Annotated in this window: 22 protein-coding genes; 7 read left to right on the forward strand and 15 right to left on the reverse strand. The window is 46.8% G+C overall.

Annotated elements, in window-relative coordinates; all coding sequences use genetic code 11:
- Window positions 1-33 precede the first annotated feature (33 nt).
- The gene (locus ACVA6Q_RS15980; RefSeq protein WP_418641678.1) at window positions 34-1227 is read left to right on the forward strand and encodes a DEAD/DEAH box helicase; all 1194 of its coding nucleotides are present in this window, start codon (window positions 34-36) and stop codon (window positions 1225-1227) included.
- A 50-nt stretch (window positions 1228-1277) separates the two neighbouring features.
- On the opposite strand, the gene ACVA6Q_RS15985 is transcribed toward ACVA6Q_RS15980, so the two are convergent.
- From ACVA6Q_RS15985 to ACVA6Q_RS16005, 5 genes are all read right to left on the reverse strand, one after another.
- Window positions 1278-1730: an NfeD family protein gene (locus ACVA6Q_RS15985; protein ID WP_418641677.1), complete on the reverse strand. Its 453-nt coding sequence runs from the start codon at window positions 1728-1730 to the stop codon at window positions 1278-1280.
- Window positions 1727-2662 carry an SPFH domain-containing protein gene (locus ACVA6Q_RS15990; RefSeq protein WP_353498062.1) on the reverse strand — a complete coding sequence of 312 codons (936 nt, stop codon included), beginning with the start codon at window positions 2660-2662 and terminating at the stop codon, window positions 1727-1729. Before ACVA6Q_RS15990 ends, ACVA6Q_RS15985 begins: the two co-directional genes overlap by 4 nt.
- Window positions 2663-2866: 204 nt before the next feature.
- A complete protein-coding gene (locus ACVA6Q_RS15995) occupies window positions 2867-3721 on the reverse strand; it encodes a co-chaperone YbbN (RefSeq protein WP_446648161.1) in 855 nt (284 codons plus the stop codon).
- 383 nt (window positions 3722-4104) lie between these two features.
- A complete protein-coding gene (locus ACVA6Q_RS16000) occupies window positions 4105-4932 on the reverse strand; it encodes an SDR family oxidoreductase (protein WP_446648162.1) in 828 nt (275 codons plus the stop codon).
- 65 nt (window positions 4933-4997) lie between these two features.
- Window positions 4998-5912 carry a TIGR01777 family oxidoreductase gene (locus ACVA6Q_RS16005; protein ID WP_446648163.1) on the reverse strand — a complete coding sequence of 305 codons (915 nt, stop codon included), beginning with the start codon at window positions 5910-5912 and terminating at the stop codon, window positions 4998-5000.
- Between the two features lie 250 nt (window positions 5913-6162).
- Between ACVA6Q_RS16005 and ACVA6Q_RS16010 the strand changes: the two genes are divergently transcribed.
- The 5 genes from ACVA6Q_RS16010 (at window position 6163) to yfcE (ending at window position 9084) form a co-directional block, all read left to right on the forward strand.
- The gene (locus tag ACVA6Q_RS16010) at window positions 6163-6897 is read left to right on the forward strand and encodes a DUF1538 family protein (protein WP_418641675.1); all 735 of its coding nucleotides are present in this window, start codon (window positions 6163-6165) and stop codon (window positions 6895-6897) included.
- On the forward strand, window positions 6894-7736 hold the full coding sequence (locus tag ACVA6Q_RS16015; RefSeq protein WP_418641674.1) for a DUF1538 domain-containing protein: 843 nt from the start codon (window positions 6894-6896) through the stop codon (window positions 7734-7736). Before ACVA6Q_RS16010 ends, ACVA6Q_RS16015 begins: the two co-directional genes overlap by 4 nt.
- Window positions 7726-8076 carry a P-II family nitrogen regulator gene (locus ACVA6Q_RS16020; RefSeq protein ID WP_353498068.1) on the forward strand — a complete coding sequence of 117 codons (351 nt, stop codon included), beginning with the start codon at window positions 7726-7728 and terminating at the stop codon, window positions 8074-8076. The genes ACVA6Q_RS16015 and ACVA6Q_RS16020 overlap by 11 nt, the downstream gene beginning before the upstream one ends.
- Entirely contained in the window at window positions 8073-8477 is a 405-nt protein-coding gene (locus ACVA6Q_RS16025; RefSeq protein WP_353498069.1) for a CBS domain-containing protein, read from the forward strand. Before ACVA6Q_RS16020 ends, ACVA6Q_RS16025 begins: the two co-directional genes overlap by 4 nt.
- Before the next feature lie 61 nt (window positions 8478-8538).
- Window positions 8539-9084 carry a phosphodiesterase gene (gene yfcE, locus ACVA6Q_RS16030; protein WP_353498070.1) on the forward strand — a complete coding sequence of 182 codons (546 nt, stop codon included), beginning with the start codon at window positions 8539-8541 and terminating at the stop codon, window positions 9082-9084.
- An 89-nt stretch (window positions 9085-9173) separates the two neighbouring features.
- Here yfcE and crr read toward each other — a convergent pair whose 3' ends face one another.
- The 9 genes from crr to miaB all read right to left on the reverse strand — a co-directional run bounded on the left by crr (window position 9174) and on the right by miaB (window position 18923).
- A complete protein-coding gene (crr, locus tag ACVA6Q_RS16035) occupies window positions 9174-9683 on the reverse strand; it encodes a PTS glucose transporter subunit IIA (protein ID WP_042476521.1) in 510 nt (169 codons plus the stop codon).
- Between the two features lie 41 nt (window positions 9684-9724).
- A complete protein-coding gene (gene ptsI / locus ACVA6Q_RS16040; protein WP_429761560.1) occupies window positions 9725-11452 on the reverse strand; it encodes a phosphoenolpyruvate-protein phosphotransferase PtsI in 1728 nt (575 codons plus the stop codon).
- Window positions 11453-11589: 137 nt separating this feature from the next.
- On the reverse strand, window positions 11590-11847 hold the full coding sequence (locus ACVA6Q_RS16045) for an HPr family phosphocarrier protein (protein WP_042476528.1): 258 nt from the start codon (window positions 11845-11847) through the stop codon (window positions 11590-11592).
- 298 nt (window positions 11848-12145) lie between these two features.
- The gene (gene cysK, locus ACVA6Q_RS16050) at window positions 12146-13114 is read right to left on the reverse strand and encodes a cysteine synthase A (protein WP_353498072.1); all 969 of its coding nucleotides are present in this window, start codon (window positions 13112-13114) and stop codon (window positions 12146-12148) included.
- Between the two features lie 194 nt (window positions 13115-13308).
- Window positions 13309-14814, reverse strand: coding sequence for an apolipoprotein N-acyltransferase (gene lnt / locus ACVA6Q_RS16055; RefSeq protein ID WP_446648164.1), 1506 nt, complete (start codon window positions 14812-14814; stop codon window positions 13309-13311).
- A gap of 47 nt (window positions 14815-14861) precedes the next feature.
- The gene (gene corC / locus ACVA6Q_RS16060; protein ID WP_429761563.1) at window positions 14862-15758 is read right to left on the reverse strand and encodes a CNNM family magnesium/cobalt transport protein CorC; all 897 of its coding nucleotides are present in this window, start codon (window positions 15756-15758) and stop codon (window positions 14862-14864) included.
- Between the two features lie 65 nt (window positions 15759-15823).
- On the reverse strand, window positions 15824-16288 hold the full coding sequence (gene ybeY / locus ACVA6Q_RS16065) for an rRNA maturation RNase YbeY (protein ID WP_446648165.1): 465 nt from the start codon (window positions 16286-16288) through the stop codon (window positions 15824-15826).
- The gene (locus ACVA6Q_RS16070; RefSeq protein WP_429761565.1) at window positions 16288-17382 is read right to left on the reverse strand and encodes a PhoH family protein; all 1095 of its coding nucleotides are present in this window, start codon (window positions 17380-17382) and stop codon (window positions 16288-16290) included. The genes ybeY and ACVA6Q_RS16070 overlap by 1 nt, the downstream gene beginning before the upstream one ends.
- Window positions 17383-17498: 116 nt before the next feature.
- On the reverse strand, window positions 17499-18923 hold the full coding sequence (gene miaB, locus ACVA6Q_RS16075) for a tRNA (N6-isopentenyl adenosine(37)-C2)-methylthiotransferase MiaB (protein WP_418641670.1): 1425 nt from the start codon (window positions 18921-18923) through the stop codon (window positions 17499-17501).
- Window positions 18924-19188: 265 nt separating this feature from the next.
- Between miaB and ACVA6Q_RS16080 the strand changes: the two genes are divergently transcribed.
- The gene (locus ACVA6Q_RS16080; protein ID WP_353498078.1) at window positions 19189-20343 is read left to right on the forward strand and encodes a 2-octaprenyl-3-methyl-6-methoxy-1,4-benzoquinol hydroxylase; all 1155 of its coding nucleotides are present in this window, start codon (window positions 19189-19191) and stop codon (window positions 20341-20343) included.
- 11 nt (window positions 20344-20354) lie between these two features.
- Here ACVA6Q_RS16080 and ACVA6Q_RS16085 read toward each other — a convergent pair whose 3' ends face one another.
- A complete protein-coding gene (locus ACVA6Q_RS16085) occupies window positions 20355-21368 on the reverse strand; it encodes a lactonase family protein (protein ID WP_446648166.1) in 1014 nt (337 codons plus the stop codon).
- Window positions 21369-21667: the final 299 nt, after the last annotated feature.

Below are 21667 nucleotides of genomic sequence, written 5' to 3' on the forward strand. Positions count from 1 at the left end.
CGCGGGTCTTCATCTTGATAAAGAGAACTCGTGATGTCTTTTTCTAACCTTGGCTTAAGCCAACCTATACTTGATGCGGTAGCGTCGCTTGGCTATCAAAAGCCAACCACGATTCAAACTAAAGCAATTCCGATTGTCCTAAAAGGTGAAAACCTGATTGCAGCAGCACAAACGGGTACCGGTAAAACGGCGAGTTTTGTGTTGCCTATTCTAGAGAAGCTAAGCCAAAGCGAAACCCAGCGAAAGAAGCGTGTTCGCGCGATCATCTTAACGCCGACTCGTGAACTGGCGCTGCAGGTAAACCAAAGTATTGAAGCCTACGCGCAGCACCTACCTTTAAAGTCGATGGCGATGTTTGGTGGTGTGGATTACGCACCGCAAAAACAAGCGCTGATTGATGGCGTTGATATTGTTGTTGCCACCCCTGGTCGTTTGATTGATTTGTACGGTCAGCGCGCGATTCATTTTGATGAGCTCGAAGTGTTGGTGTTAGATGAAGCCGACAAGATGCTCGATATGGGCTTTATTGAGGCGATCAATAAAATCATCGCACGCGTACCAGAAGATGCGCAAAACTTACTGTTTTCGGCAACGCTGTCTAACCCAGTTCGAGAGTTAGCAAAATCGGCGATCCGCGATCCGGAAGAGATCTCGATTACCAAGCATAGCGCGTCAAAGAGCAACATCAAGCAGTGGATTGTCACGGTCGATAAAGATATGAAATCTTCGCTGCTTAGTCATATGCTGCAAACGAATGACTGGAAACAAGCGCTGATTTTCATTGAGACTAAACACGGCGCCGCTAAGCTAGTGAGCCAGCTTGAAAAGCGTGGCATTGTCGCCGAAGCATTCCACAGTGGTCGTAACCAGAAGGTGCGTCAGCAATTAATTGAGTCGTTCAAGGCTGGTGAAATCCAGTACCTAGTCGCAACGGGTGTTGCCGCGCGTGGTATTGATATTGAAAACCTACCTGTGGTGATCAACTATGACTTACCATACCCTGCTGATGAGTATGTGCATCGTATTGGCCGTACAGGTCGCGCTGAAGCCGTGGGTGAGGCGATATCGCTGGTCTCTAAAGACAATTTCAAGAACCTTTGTATGATTGAGAGCCGTTTAGGCCATTTGCTTGACCGAGTAGAAATTGAAGGTTTTGCACCAAAAAAACCGGTGCCCGTCTCGATTCTGAACTATGTGCCAAAGCACAAACGCGAAGCAAAAGATTGATGAGAAAAATGCCCCTGATTTGAGTCAGGGGCATTTTTTATTCGGCTCTTTCAATCAACTCTTTCAATCAATAGCGTAATGCCATCCACATCGATGACTTTGACTAACGTGCCCGAAGGCAAGGCTTTGTCACTGTAGGCAGACCAAGAGGTGTCACCTAATTTGATACGACATTTACCTCGATTGATGTCTTCTTCGAGTACGGTCGTTTGCCCCAGCAATTGCTTGTCTTTTTGGTTAAGGTCACGTTGCTGATCGGAGTGTTTATCGACCTTATGTTGTTTGCGCCACCAAAGCCAGGTAAGGGCGAGGGAGAACACGCCAAAGCTCACCCATTGAAGCTGCCAGCTGATAGGCACAAACGCCAATACAATGCCAACCAGCATCGCTGAGATGCCAAGCCACAACATATACCCAGCCGTGCCAAGCAGCTCGCCACAAAGTAGCAGTAAACCTAGAGCTAACCAGTGCCAGTAGTTAACTTGGCTGAGTAATTCAATCACGCTTTGTCCTCATTGCTACTTGCTTTCGATTGGTTGAACATTTCCGCAATACCGGCAACAGAGCCCATTAGGCCGGTCGCTTCAAGCGGTAGCATGATGATCTTACCGTTTTCAGCCTGACCGATAGATTTCAGAGCATCGGTATATCCTTGAGCGATAAAGTAGTTCACGGCCTGCATATCACCTTGGGCAATCGCGGTTGATACCATTTCGGTTGCTTTCGCCTCTGCTTCGGCGGCACGCTCACGTGCTTCTGCTTGAAGTATAGCAGCTTGCTTTTCACCCTCTGCTTTAAGAATGTCGGATTGTTTATGACCCTCTGCTCGCAGGATCTCTGCTTGACGGACACCTTCTGCCTCTAGAATCTCCGCACGTTTATTACGCTCGGCCTTCATCTGCGCGTTCATCGCTGCGGTTAGGTCTGCGGGTGGTTGCACGTCTCGGATTTCAATACGAGTGACTTTCACGCCCCAAGGGTTGGTGGCCTCATCAACGATAGAAAGCAGTTTGGTATTGATGGAGTCACGTTGGCTGAGCATTTCATCCAGTTCCATAGAGCCAAGTACGGTACGCATGTTAGTCAGTGTTAGGTTGCGAATCGCGTGTTCAAGGTCGTTAACTTCATAGGCGGCTTTCGCTGCATCGACCACTTGCACAAAACAAACGGCATCAATAACGACGTTGGCGTTGTCGCGTGAAATCACTTCTTGTGGTGGGATATCTAGAACGCGCTCCATCATGTTTACTTTGTTACCGACACTATCGATAAAAGGAATGATGAGGTTAAGACCCGGTTTGAGTGAGTGGGTGTAGCGTCCAAATCGCTCCACTGTCCAGTTGTTGCCTTGTGGAACGGTTTTTACCCCTGCGACGATAAAGACAACAGCAACGAGAATAAACCCGCCAATAGTGATCATTGCATCAATAGCCATGACAATTTCCCTGTATTAAAAATGTACATATTCTCAATAGTATACAGTTTAGTTGAGACATTTATGTGTAATGAAGTGTATTTTTGCGATGGGTAATTATTAGTTGTATCAGTAGTTTATACGGCAGGTTAACAAGTGTTGCTCATACCAATACGAAAAAAGGGACGCAAAGGTCCCTTTTATGAATCACGGATTGTCTTGCGACTAGTACAGCAAAGAATACAGCTGACGACGGTATTTAGCGGCAAGTGGGTTGCCTTGACCGAGTGCCGACAAGATATCCATAAATGACTTTTTCAATTCGCCATCAAGGGCATTTAGGTTGCGGCTTAGTGGCGTCCACATAAGCTCAAGTGCCTCTTCATCACGGTTTACTTGGTGATATTGCAGTGCCAGTTCAGCGACGAGCTTGAGGTCTTCTGGGTTTGCTTGTAGCGCTGCTTCAAGTGATTGAATCTCTGGGCTATCCGCCGCTTGTTTGTGCAGCTCAAGTTTCGCAATCAAGCTCTTGTAGAAGTTGTCTTTGTACTCCATTGGGATGGTATTAAGGACCGCTTCTGCTACATCAAACTGATTGGTTTCCAGTAGACATTGCGCAAGAGCGAGTTTGATTTCGCCTTTCTGTTTGTACTCGTCTGATAGGCTGTTGAATAATTCAATAGCGGATTCGTACTCACCCTGCTGAGAAAGCTCTAGTGCTTTGCGTGCATTCAGCTCATCTTCACTTGGTAGGTGCTTAGCCAGCATAGCTTTCACCGCTTCGATAGGCTGAGGGCCGCCTAGGCCGTCAACAGGCTGGCCATTAACAAACAGAGCAATGGTTGGCAGTGCTTGAACACCAAACTGACCAGCGATAGCTTGCTGCTCTTCACAGTTGAGCAGTGCTAGGGAGAAGGCTCCGGCGTATTGCTCAGTCAGCGCTCGCAGTGATGGGATGATTTGCGCGCTTTCTTCACTCATTGGTGCCCAAAAATGGATTAGCACAGGCGCGGTCATTGAGCCTTCTAATACTTGGCGAAAGTTTTGTTCGTTTAACTCCACAATGGTCGCAGGTTGCATTGAGTGTTCCTTGTAGGTGATGTCTATCGTTCTTAGTTCAAGATTGGTATCAATGACCGAAAATTCAAGGTTATGCGCAGAGAAATGGGAAGATTAGATGCCAAAACGCCGCGTCGTAAACGCGGCGTTAATGGATTCCAGAACGGCAGCAAGCAAAGGTGTCTAGAACATTACGAAGTAAGCTAGTGTAACCCCCACAGCTAACCAGTTAAGCTGATTTAGCGTCATTTTCGTTGTAATCCACGTGAATGCTGTGAGTTAGATATTGCTCTGGCATTTTGTCTTTAGGTAATGATACCTGAAGAAGTGATGCGCAGTGTGGTTTCACCACGGTGGTTAATATAACGACTTATTGTGACACTAAAATTACAAGTGATCGTTTTTTATGCAGCCTTTCGCAGAATAGGATCTAACCACTTGCTAGGAAGGATCCGTTTTAGTAAAGCGAACACTTTGGTTGGCGTAGTAATCCGATAGCGCAGTTTTGGTGACTGAGATTCAAGCGCATGCAGCAAGGGCGGTACGCAAGACTCTGGTGGTAGCACGAATTGGTTACCAGAGGCGTCTGCAGATAGGCGGGTAAGCTGCTGTTCGTATTGCGCTCGATGCGGGCTTGATTCAACGTTAATCCATTGTAAAAACGCACGCTTAGCATTGGCTCTAAATTGGGTTTCGATAGGGCCAGGCTCAATCAGTGAAATGTGTATACCGGTTTGGTGTAGCTCTAGGCGCAGTGTATCTGTCCAGCCTTCTAGGGCAAACTTGGAGGCGTTGTACGCGCCGCGATATTTCATGGCGGCAAACCCCAGCACTGAGCTGTTTTGTATGATGCGGCCTTCACCTTGCGCACGCATGATTGGGAGAATTTGCTTGGTGAGTTCATGCCAGCCAAAAACGTTGGCTTCAAACTGCGCTCGTAGTGCATCGGTTGGTAGATCTTCCAGTGCACCTGGTTGGCCGTAAGCGCCATTGTTAAACAGGCCATAGAGTCGACCTTCAGTCAGGGCCAAGGTTTTTTGAACGGCCAGTTTAATGCTCTTGGGATCCGCAAGATCAAGCTGTATGCAGGTCAATCCTTCTTGCTGAAGTCGTATCACATCCGCTTCTTGGCGGCATGATGCGATGACTTGGTATCCTTGTTTTTGAAGTGCATGTGCGGCGACATAACCGATGCCGCTAGAACATCCAGTGATGAGTACTGACTTGGCCATTACTTAACTAACCCTATGATTTGTTTTCAACTACCTTACCGATACTTCATAGGGAGTAGCAAGTATTACCGTGCATTAGTGATGATGTTTTTTAAAGCAGTATCGATATGTGGGAAAGAGAAGTTAAACCCCATCTCGGTGAGCTTCTTGGGCTTGGCTCGAACGCTGTCAAACAGCAGACAGGAAGACTCACCCATTGCGAGTTTCAAAGCCCATTTTGGCGTCATCAAGAAATGTGGCCTTCCCAATGTGCTTGCCAGTGTTTTACTGAACGTTGCGTTAGAGACGGCGTGAGGCGCACACAGGTTGTAAGGACCGACGGCATGATCGGTCTCAAGCAAGAAAACAATCCCACGCACCATATCTAGGAGGTGAATCCACGGCATGTATTGAGAACCATCACCGATAGGACCACCAACCCCCAGTTTGTATGGCAGCATCATTTTCGCCAAGGCGCCGCCACCATCACCGAGTACCACCCCCGTTCTTAGTATGCACACGCGAGTATGATCCGATTGGGCACGCATAGCGATTTCCTCCCAACGATCACACACAGCATGAGCGAAATTGTCTTGGTGTACTTTTAAGCTTTCATCAAAAGGGTGATCTTGTTGATCGCCATAGTAGCCCACCGCCGATCCGCTGATGAAGGTCGAGGGTGGTTTGGTACTGGCATGGATTAACTCAACGATCTTTTCTGTTACCTTCCAGCGACTATCGCAGATGCGCTGTTTTTGAGCCGCACTCCAGCGTTTGTCTGCGATAGGTTCTCCAGCCAAGTTAATGATGGCGTCAAATTCGTTAAGGTCGTTATAAGTATCAAGGGAGTCAATGTAGTCAATGTTGCCAAGGTCGGTGTGATTGAGGATACGTTTAGCTGTGGCAACGTCGCGGGTAAGCAGCGTCACACTGTGAGTCGTGAGGTGCTTGAGTAGCTCACGTCCTATAAAGCCGGTCCCGCCGGTTAATAACAGCTTCATTCTCTCTCCTCTAAAAGTAGCTCTCTGCTACCAGACACGCCTCGTCGCGGGCATTTGGCTTTAAATATAGCAATGAATCAGGGAATTAACTAACCCAACTGCAGCGGATGTTTATATGTAGCACAGCCGCTTTGGTTCACAAAAACGGCACTCTTTTTGTAGCAGCACTGACAGTGCCTCGTGTGTCACACTTTCTTACACTTTTCTTTGCCATCATTAGTTTAGTAAAGGCTGAATAAGGGAGGTGCCCATGCAAGGTTTGAAATCACTCCTTGGCGCTATGATAAATAGCTTTAAGGATCTTATGCCCATCGTCCTTGTCGTATTGTTCTTTCAGCTTGTGGTTCTTCAAGAGCCTCTCCCTAATGTCCTCTCGATTCTATTCGGCTTACTGCTGGTTGTGCTTGGTCTGACTTTTTTTGTTTTTGGCCTTGAAATGGGGCTGTTCCCCATTGGGGAGACCATGGCGCAATCTTTCGCCCGCAAAGGGAGTGTATTTTGGCTCATGGTGTTTTCTTTTTGCCTTGGATTTGGCACGACGATAGCGGAGCCCGCGCTAACTGCAGTCTCAGCGGAAGCCGCAGAGGTTGCTGCAGAAGGTGGCATTATTCCTATGACCGAAGACTCAATGCAAAGCTATGCGGATGGGCTGCGTCTTTCAGTGGCGATTTCTGTTGGGCTAGCCATAGTACTTGGCGTGCTGAGGATACTTAAAGGTTGGCCTATTCATGTGTTGATCATTGGCGGTTATGTTGGGGTGGTGGTGTTAACTTGGTTTGCTCCTGAATACATTATCGGTGTTGCCTATGACTCGGGCGGGGTGACGACATCAACCATAACCGTTCCTTTAGTTACCGCGCTTGGGGTTGGCTTGGCTAGCACAATTAAAGGCCGCAATCCTATGCTGGATGGCTTTGGACTTATTGCCTTTGCCTCTTTGTTGCCCATGATGTTTGTGATGGTTTATGGGATGGTGATGGTATGAGTTTTGTTTGGGAGTTTCTACACACGCTACTCATGACCATTCGTGATGTTACGCCGATCATGGTCATTATCTTTGGCTTTCAATTTGCCATTCTCAAAAAGCCTATCGCTAACCCGGTTAGAGTCATGATTGGTTTTGGCTATGTGATTGTTGGTCTGAGCCTATTTTTAGTGGGCCTAGAGCTTGCGTTGTTCCCACTGGGTGAAACCATGGCAATGCAGCTCACTGCGCCAGATTTTCTTAATCAAGTGCGTATTACCTTAGACGGGGCTCTCGAGTGGATAGATTACTACTGGGTTTTCTTGTTCGCGTTTTGTATCGGCTTTAGTACCACCATTGCAGAGCCTTCGCTGCTCGCTGTTGCGATAAAAGCGAACCAAGTGTCTGCAGGGGCGATATCGGTGAATGGCCTTAGAATTGCGGTTGCACTTGGAGTGGCGGTTGGTATTGCTCTAGGTAGCTATCGTATTGTTGTCGGCGATCCTATTCACTATTACATCATTGCCGGCTACATACTGGTGGTGATCCAAACCTATTATGCGCCGAAATTTATTGTCCCACTTGCTTATGACTCTGGTGGGGTGACGACGTCAACGGTCACAGTACCACTGGTGACGGCGTTGGGTCTTGGCCTTGCATCGACAGTACCTGGCAGAAACCCAATGATAGATGGCTTTGGTCTTATCGCTTTTGCCAGTCTATTTCCGATTATCTCTGTGATGGCGTATGCCCAACTTACTCAATATTTAACGGCTCGTTCTTCTGTCAATCATAGTTCTACAGAGGAGCAGGACGCCGAACATCATCTTACTTCTAAGGAGAAGAACAATGCGCTTTAAACTGATCCTTGCCTTTGTAGAAGATAGCAAGACAGAGCAGGTACTGGACGCAGCTCGTGATGCGGGTGCGACCGGTGCGACAGTAATCAACCATGCCAGAGGAGAAGGCCTCAACAAGAAGCAAACCTTTTTTGGTCTGACGTTAGAGGTGCAAAAAGATGTAGTGCTGTTTGTGGTCGAAGAGCATTTGTCTCGCCATATACTAGAGACGATTAGCCAAGTAGGGGAGTTTGACCAAACGTCGGGACAAGGGATTGCAGTGCAAATAGATATAGAAGATGCGGTGGGTGTCGCTCATCAAGTGGAGACATTGACCAAAGTCGTGGAGGACGAACTATGAGTCAACAGAAAAGAGTAAGCGTACGCGATGTGATGGCTAACACTTATGTGGTGGTCGATGGGCTAAAAACGGTGCACGATGGGATTGTGCTGGCGAAAGAGCACCGAGTGAAAGCGCTGGTGGTCGAAAAGCGCAGCGATGACGATGAATTTGGTATTGTGCTAATGAATGATATTGCCAAAAAGGTATTGGCACGTAACCGCTCTCCGCAGCGTACCAATATCTATGAAATTATGACTAAGCCTGCCTTGTGTGTCGATCCGAATATGAATGTGAAGTACTGCGCGCGATTGTTTGAGCGATTTGGGATCAGTAGAGCGCCAGTGATTGAAGACGGGCGTGTAATCGGTATGGTTAGTTACAATAACATTGTTGTGAACGGGATGCTCGGGCTCGATTAGCTCTGCACCGTGTCGGTAAGTTCGATACAATAGCGACAAAGAAAGTGCTGGAGAAAAATCAATGAAACTGTTCTTTGCGTCGGACTTACACGGCAGCCAAGATGCCACTGAGAAAGTGCTGGAGCATTACCGCCGTTCAGGGGCTGAACATCTGGTTATATTGGGGGATGTCCTTAATCATGGCCCAAGAAACCCTGTGCCAGGCAGTTACAACCCACCTAAGGTTGCTGAGCTTCTCAATGCGTATAAGCAAGAGATTATTGCGGTTCGCGGCAATTGTGACAGTGAAGTGGATCAGATGCTGCTTGAGTTTCCAATGATGAGCGATTACGCCTGGGTGATGTTGCCGACCGGGCAGCGTTTATTTCTAACCCATGGTCACTTGTACAACAGTGATAAGCGTCCGCCGCTCAAGCAAGGCGATGTCCTTGCCCATGGTCATACTCATATTCCAGTTGCCGAATGGCAAGGCGAGCAGATCATCTTTAATCCGGGGTCGATTACGTTCCCGCGCAATGAGTTTGCGGCGAGCTTTGGTCTGCTGGAAGATAATAGACTCAGTGTTCAAACCTTTGATGGTGACGTACTGGCCTCTATCGAGTTGTAAGCCGACTCATTATCAAGATGAAACGCCAAACAGTAGGCATAAAAAAACGCAGCGATTAAGCTGCGTTTTTTCTACTTCGAGATAACTAATTACTTAGTTACACGTAGTACAGGTGTTTCGCCAACAGTCACGGCACCAGCAAGCTTGTTAAGCTCTTTGATTTCGTCCATGTTAGAGATAACTACAGGCGTTAGCGTTGATTTCGCTTTCTCTTCTAGAAGAGCTAGATCGAATTCAATGATAGTGTCGCCAGCTTTAACAGTTTGGCCTTCTTCAGCGATACGCTTGAAGCCTTCGCCTTTCAGTTCAACTGTGTCGATGCCGAAGTGAACAAATAGCTCGATGCCGTCGTCAGATTCGATTGAGAACGCGTGGTTCGTTTCGAAGATCTTACCGATAGTACCGTTTACAGGAGCTACCATCTTGTCACCAGCTGGCTTGATTGCAATACCGTCACCAACGATTTTCTCAGCGAATACTACGTCTGGCACATCTTCGATGTTTACGATTTCACCAGATAGAGGTGCGATAATTTCGATTGCACCAGTGTCAGCGCTGTCGTCAGATACTAGCTTCTTCAGTTTGTCAAACAGACCCATGTCGTGCTCCTAAAGGTTTGATTTTAATCTAGTCAATTATATTAGCAGTTTGTCTTTTCTGCGATAAATTTTTCGACGTGCGCTTCAATTTCTGCTGCAGTCGCCATTTGTAGCGCTTCATCAGCCATTGCTTTAACTTCAGAGAAGTTAGCGTTGCGGATTACTTTCTTAACCTGAGGAATTGAAATACCGCTCATACTAAACTCGTCTAGGCCCATGCCTAGTAGAAGTAGAGTCGCACGCTCGTCGCCAGCAAGCTCACCACACATACCAGTCCACTTACCTTCTTTGTGAGAAGCGTCGATCACTTGCTTGATTACTGTTAGTACAGCAGGTGATAGTGGGTTATATAGGTGAGAAATCAGCTCATTACCACGGTCTACAGCTAGAGTATACTGAGTTAGGTCGTTTGTACCAATACTAAAGAATGAAACTTCTTTCGCAAGGTGGTGAGCGATTGCTGCAGCAGCAGGAGTTTCAACCATTACACCGATTTCGATGTTTTCGTCGAATGCTAGACCTTCAGCGCGAAGTTCTGCTTTGTACTCTTCGATTGCTGCTTTCAGCTCACGGATTTCTTCAACAGAAATGATCATCGGGAACATGATGCGTAGCTTACCGTGTGCAGATGCACGTAGGATACCACGTAGCTGGTCACGAAGGATTTCACGACGATCCAAGCTGATACGCACTGCACGCCAGCCAAGGAACGGGTTCATTTCTTGAGGTAGGTCTAGGTATGGTAGATCTTTATCACCACCGATATCCATAGTACGGATGATTACCGCGTGACCGTGCATTGCTTCCGCAACTTCTTTGTAAGCTTGGTACTGTTCTTCTTCAGTAGGAAGAGCAGTGCGGTCCATGAATAGGAATTCTGTACGATACAGACCAACACCTTCACCGCCGTTACGGTTGATGCCATCACAGTCTTTCACTGTACCGATGTTACCGCAAACTTCTACACGGTGACCGTCTAGAGTTTCTGCTGGTAGGTCTTTAAGTTTTGCTAGTTCCTCTTTTTCTGCAAGGAACCCTTCACGTACCGCTTTAGCTTCGTCAATCTCAGCTTGAGTTGGGTTAACAATGATCTTGTTGTTCATTGCATCAAGAACCAACATGTCGCCGTTGTTCACTTTCTTAGTAATGTCGTTAGTACCAACAATCGCAGGAAGTTCTAGTGAACGTGCCATGATAGAAGTGTGCGAAGTACGACCGCCAATGTCACATGCAAAACCAAGAACGTAGTCTAGGTTGATTTGCGCTGTTTCAGATGGCGTTAGGTCGTAAGCCACTAGGATAACTTCTTCATCGATGTCGCCGAGCGAAACGATGTTGATACCTAGTGCATTCTTAACGAAACGAGTACCGATATCACGGATATCAGTTGCACGTTCTTTAAGGTATTCGTCATCTAGAGATTCTAGTGCAGTCGCTTGCTCTTCGATTACCGTGTGAATCGCATTGTCTGCAGATAGTTTGTCTTTCTTGATGAGTGCTAGGATTTCTTCTTCTAGCTCTTCATCTTCAAGAAGCATGATATGGCCTTCGAAGATAGCCTCTTTCTCTTCACCAAAAGTTTCAAGCGCTTTTTGCTTAACAACTTCTAGCTGTTGAGCTGACTTGTTGCGAGCGTCAAAGAAACGCGCAACTTCTGCTTCAACTTGGTCATCTGAAATAGTAGACGTGTTTAGAACAATTTCGTCTTCTTGAAGTAGTAGTGCTTTACCGATAGCAATACCAGGAGATGCTAGGATGCCTGAAATCATAGCTTTACCTTTATATGGTCTAGTGTATCAAAGATTGGATGGTTTTTTAGCCACTTATAATATGTAGCTGATAGCCCGAGCCATTTCCAATAAAGCCATTCTGTTTTCACAAAATGGCTTTAAGGAGAACTGGGTTCTTAGTGAAGCTCAGGGATTAGAGCTACTAGGTGGTCAACTGCTTGTTGAGCTTGTGGGCCTTCAGCAGCGATAGTAATAGTAGTGCCTTTAACTAGACCAAGAGTTTGTAGTTTGAATAGGCTTTTCGCGCTAGCGCTTTTGCCGTTAGTAGTCACAGTGATGTCAGCGTCAAATGCTTTTGCTTCTTTAACGAACTGAGCAGCCGGACGAGTGTGAAGGCCGTTTTCTGCTGTGATTTCTACTTGCTTCTCGTACATTTTTTATACCCCAATTGATTTATTTTATGTTTAGTTTCTAGACCAAACAAAGCTTATCGTTAAATGTTATGCCCAGCTATAGTGCAAAGGTCGTAACTGTTAAGAATTGTGTCGGACTAGAATTGTAGGACATGATTGCAGTCTTCGCCGTATGCATGTCCTACGAAATTCGGTATTCAGCCTATTTATTTTTAAGCTTAAAATAAAACTGTCCTGATATTACCAAAGGCTGACAGAGATTCAACAAAAAAGCCCCTTAAAGGGGCTTTTTTCGTGTAAAAATTGATTTAGCTACATATTACTGCTGAATCTCTTTATCAGTAAATATACCTGCGAACAATGCTGAACTTAGGTAACGCTCACCTGAACTTGGTAGTACAGTTACGATTGTTTTTCCTTTAAATTCAGGTAGTTCTGCTAGTTTGTTGGCCGCCACAACCGCTGCGCCAGAAGAAATTCCAGCAAGGATACCTTCTTCTTCCATTAGGCGACGTGCCATTTCGATAGCTTCTTCTGAGGTTACCAGCTCAACACGGTCTAGAAGCTCTAGATCCAAGTTTTCCGGGATAAAGCCTGCGCCGATGCCTTGGATTTTGTGCGGTGCTGGTTGGATTTCTTCACCTGCTAGTGCTTGAGTGATAACTGGTGACTCTGCTGGCTCTACAGCAACAGAAACGATAGCTTTACCTTTCTCACCTTTAATGTAACGGCTAGTACCTGTGATAGTACCACCAGTACCAACACCTGCTACGAATACGTCCACTTCACCGTCGGTTGCATCCCAGATTTCAGGACCCGTTGTTTTCTCGTGGATTGCAGGGTTTGCAGGGTTGTTGAATTGTTGAAGCAGTAGGTACTTCTCTGGGTTAGAAGCAACAATTTCTTCTGCTTTCGCAATGGCACCTTTCATGCCTTTTGCCGCTTCCGTTAGCTCAAGGTTTGCGCCTAGTGCTTTTAGAAGTTTACGACGCTCAAGACTCATAGACTCTGGCATCGTTAGTGTTAGTTTGTAGCCACGAGCTGCTGCAACGAAGGCAAGTGCGACACCTGTGTTACCACTGGTTGGCTCAACAAGCTCTACGCCCGCTTTTAGACGACCGTCTTTTTCTGCTTCCCAGATCATGTTAGCACCGATACGGCACTTAACGCTGAAGCTAGGGTTACGCGCTTCTACTTTTGCAAGAACGTTGCCGTTGCTTACTTTGTTTAGGCGAACTAGAGGGGTGTTACCAATCGTCAGGGAGTTATCTTCGTAAATCTTGCTCATTCTATGTTCCTTCATTCAACCGTGGTGGTTATTGATTACCTGATAAGAATATGACTTTGTTTGGCAACGTAAAAGAACCAAATAGTTATATATTATGGAAGAAAGTTTATCCGCAGGTGTTTGAAGTGCTGTAGGAATGGTGGAAAGTCCCTAAGTGGCTAAGCGCTAGCGCGGCAAGCCACTAAGGACTGGGGTTAAGACTTACGACGTAAAACGCCGAAACCAAGACACAGTGCGACCCAAATATAAAGTGGCCAGCTGCCAACTTCTCGGTACCAGGTTGTCCCATCAGTTGGGGTGACTTCTGTACGGAGAACCGCGGTTTCAAACTGAGGAACCTCGGCAATAATGTCACCTTTATGATCGGTGACTGCCGTTACGCCATTGTTGGTTGAGCGGATTAATGGCAAACCGAGTTCTAATGCTCGCATACGGGCAATTTCCATATGTTGCAGTGGGCCGATAGAGCGGCCAAACCAAGCATCGTTGGATAGAGTGAGCAGATAGTCAGTGTCGTCAGTCACGTTTTGTCTAACTTGCTCCCCAAAGATGATTTCATAGCATAGAGCGGGTGCGAGATGCATGCCATTAGCCACAATATTGGGTTGTACGTAAGCGCCACGACTGAATGACGACATTGGCAAATTAAAGAACGGTGCAATGGGTCTTAGAATGTCACCAAAAGGAACAAACTCCCCAAACGGTAGTAAGTGATGTTTGTGGTAACGCTCATCCAGATCCATTTCGTAATCACCGTAAGGCGTTTGGCCGACCACTAAAATGCTGTTGTAGTATTCACCAGAATCCGTTCTGTTGATAACCCCTGTGATCACCGCAGAGTTGTTCATCTTAGCGGCGGAATCTAAGTTGCTCAAAAATGAAGGCAGCTCGAATTCCATTGCAGGGATTGCCGCTTCTGGCCAGATGATAATATCCGCATCCCAGTTTTCACGAGTGAGATCCGTGTATTTCATGATGGTTGGCCAGCGATGATTCGGAAGCCACTTTTGTGCTTGGTCGACATTACCTTGAATCAGCGCCACGGACTTGGTTCTTTGATGAGCAGGCGTGACCCATTCATAGTTTCGAAGGCCAAATCCCGTTGCTAATACCACCATAGGTATGAGTAGTAGTTGCCACTGCTTTGAAGTCGCTAGATAAGCAAGACTGCCCGCCATGATGATCGAAAGCAGTGTTATAAGTTCGACACCACCGATAGGCGCAAAGCTGCCAAGGGGAGAATCAATTTGACTGTATCCCAGCCACAGCCACGGAAACCCTGTCATCACCCAGCCGCGTGCCCAGTCAAATACAAGCCATAATGCTGGCGCCGCAATAAAATAGCGGGTTTTGTTTTCTGATGGGAAAAAGCGATTGAGCGACCATGCAAAGAGCGCAGAATAGATGGAAAGGTAGCCGACAAGCAACGCCATTAGAAATAGGCTCGCTATCTTTGGCATACCACCGAAGGTATCGATGCTGACGTGAACCCAACTGATCCCAGTCGCAAACTGACCAAGCCCCCATGCGTAACCAGTCCAAAGCGCGCTTTTTCTGCTTCGGCCACGGATAAGTAGCATAAGAAGGAAAGGGCTGACAATGGCAAGAGGCCAAAGCTGATACGGCGCAAAGGCGAGCGTTGTGCTTGCGCCAACAAAAGCGGCCCCAATGGGCCGCAGTAGTCGAAGACTTTTCTTCATTTATGGTTTTCTCACTTATTCGGTGAGCTTAAGGTTGAGGTAGGTGTTTACTCTTCAACGCTTGAAGCAGTTTCTTGGTCCGGGATAGTCACTTGGACTTGAACCACACGACGGTTATCCGCCGCTGTCACCTTAAAGTTGTAATTTTCTATTTCAACCACTTCACCGCGAATCGGTAAGTGACCAAATGCAGTCATGACTAAGCCACCGACGGTATCCACTTCTTCATCACTAAAGCTAGAGCCAAACGTGTCGTTAAACTCTTCAATGGTGGTGAGCGCTTTCACAGCGAACGTGTGCTTACTCAGTTTTCTGATATCTAGCTCATCGTCGTCATCGAACTCATCTTCGATTTCACCAACGATTTCTTCGAGAATATCTTCGATGGTCACCAGACCCGATACTCCGCCGAATTCGTCAACAACAATGGCCATGTGATAACGCTCTTCACGGAACTCTTTCAGTAGGCGGTCTACACGCTTACTTTCAGGAACCACTACAGCAGGGCGGATCACTTCTTCAATATCAAATGGGGCGCTGTCAGAGCCCAAGTAACGGAGGAGGTCCTTAGCTAAGAGGATGCCTTCTACATGGTCTTTATCTTCACTGATGACTGGGTAGCGTGAGTGCTGTGCATCGGTCATTAGTGCGATCAGTTTATCGAGGTTATCGGAACGTTCGATAGTGACCATTTGCGAACGTGGCAACATAATGTCGCGTACTCGCATTTCAGAAATTTCCATAACACCCTCAAGCATGTCGCGGGTGTCGTGGTCAATGAGGTCGTTTTCTTCAGAGTCGCGGATAACATCCACTAGCTCTTGGCGATCTTTTGGCTCACCTTGAAAAATTTGACCTAGGCGCTCTAAGAAGGACTTCCTACTCGGACCTTCAGATTTTTTACTTTTTCCCTCTGGTTGAGAGGGAGAAGACTCTTCGTTCATGACTTCTCAATTCAGAATGCTATCAGATGTGTGATAGCGCACATGTGCAGGGGCGAGATTAGCCTCTACTCCTTTTCTGCAAGATATGGGTCTTCAAAGCCCATTTCAAGCATAATTTCAGTTTCCAAAGCTTCCATTTCTTCGGCTTCTTCATCTTCAATATGATCATAACCTAGCAGATGAAGACTGCCATGTACAACCATATGTGCCCAGTGTGCGTTCAAGGGCTTTGACTGCTCAATGGCCTCTTTTTCCACCACTTGGCGGCAGATAATCATATCGCCAAGGAGGTTTATCTCTACGCCTGGAGGCGCTTCGAATGGGAATGAAAGCACGTTAGTCGGCTTGTCTTTACCACGATACTCGTGGTTGAGTTGGTGGCTTTCTTGCTCGTCAACGATTCGGATGGTGAGTTCCGCTTCTTTTTGAAACGGAATAATGGTTTTATCTAACCAGCGCTGAAACTCATCAGCGCTTGGCAGGCCTTGTTCTGATTCGACAGCAAGTTGTAAATCCAGTTCAATGCTCATTATTTACTTTCCGAAGGTGTGCTTGTCGCCGCGGCTTTGTCGAGCAGCGCTTGGGCTGCTTCTCGCTCTTCACGACGTTTGCGCTCTATCTCTTTGCGAGCTTTTGAATCTTCCGCTTCCCACTTTTCGTAAGCGTTCACGATACGAGCGACAACAGGGTGGCGCACTACGTCGTCTGATTGGAAGAAATTAAAGCTGATTTCATCGACTTCGTTAAGCACTTCGATAGCATGACGAAGACCAGACTTCGCGCCGCGTGGCAAGTCAATCTGAGTCACGTCACCGGTGATGACTGCGCGCGAGTTAAAGCCAATACGGGTCAAGAACATCTTCATTTGTTCAACCGTCGTGTTCTGGCTCTCGTCGAGAATAATAAACGCATCGTTTAGAGTACGACCGCGCATGTAAGCAAGCGGTGCAACTTCAATTACGTTTCGCTCTATCAGTTTTTCAACACGCTCAAAGCCAAGCATCTCGAACAGTGCGTCATAAAGTGGGCGCAAATATGGGTCGACTTTTTGGCTAAGGTCTCCAGGTAGGAATCCCAGTTTCTCACCGGCTTCAACCGCAGGTCGAGTCAATAGAATACGGCGGATCTCTTGGCGCTCCAGCGCATCAACAGCGGCGGCAACAGCAAGGTATGTTTTACCTGTACCGGCAGGGCCAATGCCAAAGCTGATGTCATGAGTGACCATATTTACCAAGTACTGTGCTTGGTTTGGTGTGCGTGGCTTGATGATGCCTTTTTTGGTCTTAACAAAGACTTCTTTACCGTGAGCAATTTCCGATTCGGTATTTTGCTCAAGTACGCCGGACTCTTTGACTGCTAAGTGAATCTGTTCAGGTTCAATATCTGGGATCTGACCACGAACAGGTGCAGTGTCTACGTACAGTGATTTAATGATGTCGAGTGCAGCAGCACTAGTATGTGGCTTACCAACGATAGTGAAGTAGTTGCTTCTGTGGTTTATTTCGACACCTAAACGGCGTTCTAAGTGTTTGATGTTGTCATCGAAAGGACCGCACAAGCTGGACAGACGGCGGTTGTCTGAAGGTTCTAGATTGATTTCTAGAGTTACGATTTGATTACTCAATGTTGCCTCGCATGTTGCCCCTTAAGGGCGATGAACGGAGCCCGATTTTGACCGGACTCCACATTTTTTCCCATATCACTCCAAAATAGCACAATGGAGCGCTTTGGGTATAGGCATTAAGGCGTAAAGGTAGCCACACCTAGCTCATCTTCGCGTTTGGTTTTCGCCATCATTTGCATTGGTGAAATCACAGAGCGAAGATCCATATCTTTCTCAGTTCTTACGAGCTCACCACGAAGAGAGTTCGCAAACACATCGGTAATTTTCACATCAACAAATTGGCCGATTAGCTCAGCGCCACCTTCGAAGTTTACAACACGGTTGTTTTCAGTACGTGCTCGTAGTTCCATTAGGTTTTTCTTTGATGGACCTTCAACAAGAACGCGTTGCTCAGTGTCTAGCATTAGACGAGAGTAGCGCATCGCTTGTGTGTTAACGGTTTGCTGTAACTCGTACAAACGGTCTTTCTTAGTTTGCTCAGGCAAATCACATGGGTAGTCAGCTGCCGGCGTACCAGGACGTGGTGAGAAGATGAAGCTAAAGCTCATGTCGAAATCAACGTCTTTGATAAGCTTCATGGTGTCTTGGAAGTCTTTGTCTGTCTCACCAGGGAAGCCAACGATAAAGTCAGAACTGATTTGAATATCAGGACGCGCTTTACGTAGCTTACGAATGATAGATTTGTACTCAATCGCCGTATGAGGACGTTTCATCATCGTAAGGATGCGATCTGAACCGCTTTGCACCGGAAGGTGCAGGAAGCTCACAAGCTCAGGCGTGTCTTCGTATACTGCGATGATGTCATCGGTAAACTCTAGTGGGTGGCTAGTCGTGAATCGAATACGGTCAATGCCATCGATTGACGCGACTAGGCGCAGCAGTTCCGCGAATGAACAGATGTCGCCATCGTGCATTGGGCCGCGGTAAGCGTTAACGTTTTGACCTAGAAGGTTCACTTCACGAACGCCTTGCTCTGCAAGCTGTGCGATTTCGTATAAAACGTCATCCATTGGACGGCTAACTTCTTCGCCACGTGTGTATGGTACTACACAGTAAGTACAGTATTTTGAGCAGCCTTCCATAATAGAAACGAACGCAGTTGCACCTTCAGCGCGAGGCTCAGGTAGACGGTCGAATTTCTCGATCTCTGGGAACGAGATATCCATAACAGGTACTTCGTCGTTTTGCGATTGTTTGATCATTTCAGGTAGGCGATGCAGAGTTTGCGGGCCAAAAATTACGTCTACGTATGGCGCTCGTTCGCGGATGTGGTCACCTTCTTGTGTCGCTACGCAGCCACCAACACCGATCACAACGCCTTCTTTCTTATCTTTCAGTGTTTTCCAACGACCAAGTTGGTGGAAAACTTTTTCTTGCGCTTTTTCACGGATCGAACAAGTGTTCAACAGTAGTACGTCTGCTTCCTCTGGCACTTCAGTTAGCTCGTAGCCATTTGCAGCATTAAGCAGATCGGCCATTTTTGATGAATCGTATTCGTTCATCTGGCAACCCCAGGTTTTAATTAGCAGTTTCTTACTCATCACTATCGCTCGTCAGTTATGTAAATCTTATGCTGAACTATTGTTCAATTTATAGCCACCATCTCGGCGGTAAGCGGCGTATTGTACTGCTTTAAAAACCGCCTGACTAGGGGTAGGGTAAAATCTCTTTGAGAGCTTATATTTCAATTGGTACACGTCGAAATTAGCCCTCACAAAAGCAAGGATTTTGACGGGAAAAAACTCGCGCTTTAGCAAGTCGCTACGTACAATGAGAACACATTGATTTTAAGACAGTATTAGCACTATGGAACAGTATGAAATAGTCGTCGTAGGCGGTGGAATGGTAGGAGCAGCTCTTGCTCTCGGTCTTGCAAAGCAGGGGCGTTCAGTTGCCGTTATTGAGAAGTTCACACCGAAGCCATTTGAACAAGCCCAGGCGATGGATTTGCGTGTGTCTGCTATTTCACATCGTTCTGTTGATCTTCTGCAATCTTTAAATGCTTGGGACGCGATTCAAGACACCCGAGTCTGTCCGTACGCAAGGCTTGAAACATGGGAGGCAGACAATTGTCGAATTCGATTTAATGCCGACGAACTCGCACTCCCGCAGTTGGGTTATATCGTTGAGAATCGCATGATTCAACTAGGCCTTTGGGCTCAGTTCGCACGTTTTGAGAACCTCAAAGTCATTGAAGGTGATGGTGTTGAGAGCTTAGAGCTTGCTCCAAATGACTCCAGCATCACGCTTGAATCGGGTAGGGTGCTTAAGGCGCGTTTGGTAGTGGGCGCCGATGGTGCTAACTCGAGAGTGAGACAATCTGCGGGCATTGGTATTACCGCCTGGGACTATCGCCAGGAATGTATGCTAATCAATGTTGAAACTGAGCTACCACAACAAGATATTACATGGCAGTGGTTTACACCAAGCGGTCCTCGTTCGTTTTTGCCTCTGTGTGGTAATCAAGGCTCGCTGGTTTGGTATGATGCTCCTAAGCGTATTCGACAGTTGAAGAATATGAATCCCGCTCAGCTAGAGTTGGAGATCGCTACTTATTTTCCGGCGGAACTCGGGAAAGTGAAAGTGCTACAACATGGTTCATTTCCACTGACCCGTCGTCATGCTCAAAGTTACCATAAGCAGGGTTGTGTTATCGTTGGTGACGCTGCACACACGATTAATCCTCTAGCGGGACAAGGGGTCAACTTAGGCTTTAAAGATGTAGAAACACTGCTCGAATGTTTTGAGTCTAAAGGGGTGACACAACAGGCGCTGGTTCAATATGAGCGTTTACGTCGCCCAGACAACCTACTTATGCAAACAGGCATGGATGTATTCTACAAAGGCTTTAGTAATACGCTGCCGCCTTTGATGTTTGCACGTAACGCCATACTTAAGTTGGCGGAGCACTCTGGGCCAATTAAACAACAAGTGTTGAAATACGCCATTGGCTTAAAGTAATCAACTAAGCACTAATTCCCAATTACTAAGCACGTCGGGGCAATAACATCAGGTAGGCTTGAATGCCAATTGGGCTTACCTGTTTGAGAGTCGAGTTCGAATATTGAAACGTTATTTGAATGCTGATTGGCCGCGAGCAACCATTTGCCATCCGGCGTGATACTGATATCTCTTGGAAATGTCCCGTGCGTTTCTACATAGCCTTGATATGCAGGATGCTCGGGCTCACTCACATCAAACCAACTTATCACAGACTCCCCACGACTCGTTAAGTACACATAACGTTCATCGACCGAGAGTTTAATGGCCGCTGCCGCTTCGTGGCATGAATGCTCTGGAAATGCAGTGATAGTAGTGACTATTTGCCACTGTTGTTTTGTTCGGGCAATCACTGTCAGAGACTCGGCGAGTTCACACAATACAAAACCGAATAGACCATCTTGGGTAAAGCTGACATGTCTTGGCCCGCTTCTTGGTGGTAATTCCAAACGTTGGGACTGTTCAACTTGTGTGCCTTCACAGTGGTAGAAGGTAAGCAAATCGATACCAAGATCGACCGTGACCAATTGGGTCGTGTTAGGAATAAACATCACTTGATGGCCGTGAGGTGATAATTGGCGTGTAGCATGAGGGCCTTGGCCATAGTTGGAGAGCTTGGCTATCCGTTGTCCTATCTTTCCTTCTGACTCCAAAGCAAACAGTTCAAAATCTCCAGTGCCGTAATGGGCAACGGCGATTCTGTCACGTGCCCCGGAAATCGCAATATGACAGGGCGCATCCCCGTCTAGCATTACTTTTTGAGAATATTGCTCATCGCCTGCAAGAAAGTGCAAAGCAGCCCCTTCCGCTTGAAAAACCTCAGACACCACATAAAGGCCATGTTGAGAATGGGCAAGGTAAGAGGGATTAACGATATCAGTTTTGACGGAGGGTGAACTAGCTACACCGTTTGTTCCGAATTTGACTTGAGAAAAGCCAAGATGGCCTTGTTGTGAATATTGACCAATATATACGTTAGACTGCATATCGCTGTGAACCACTTCAATAAATAACCATATGGAACAAGGATCTGCGTGACGATGCAATTTGGATAGGGGCAATGGGAAAATCTGTGATGAGTGTTGCGAAAGATAATACGAGTTAGTTATTTTTTGGCGAGGTATTGAGTGTTCACTCACTGTATCAAATAGTCAGTGACCAAAGAAAAGAAAGAAAAAAGGCTCGTCAAATGACGAGCCTTCTTAATGATGGTGCGGAAGGAGAGACTTGAACTCTCACACCTTGCGGCGCCAGAACCTAAATCTGGTGCGTCTACCAATTCCGC

Source organism: Vibrio sp. DNB22_10_4 (assembly GCF_052879755.1).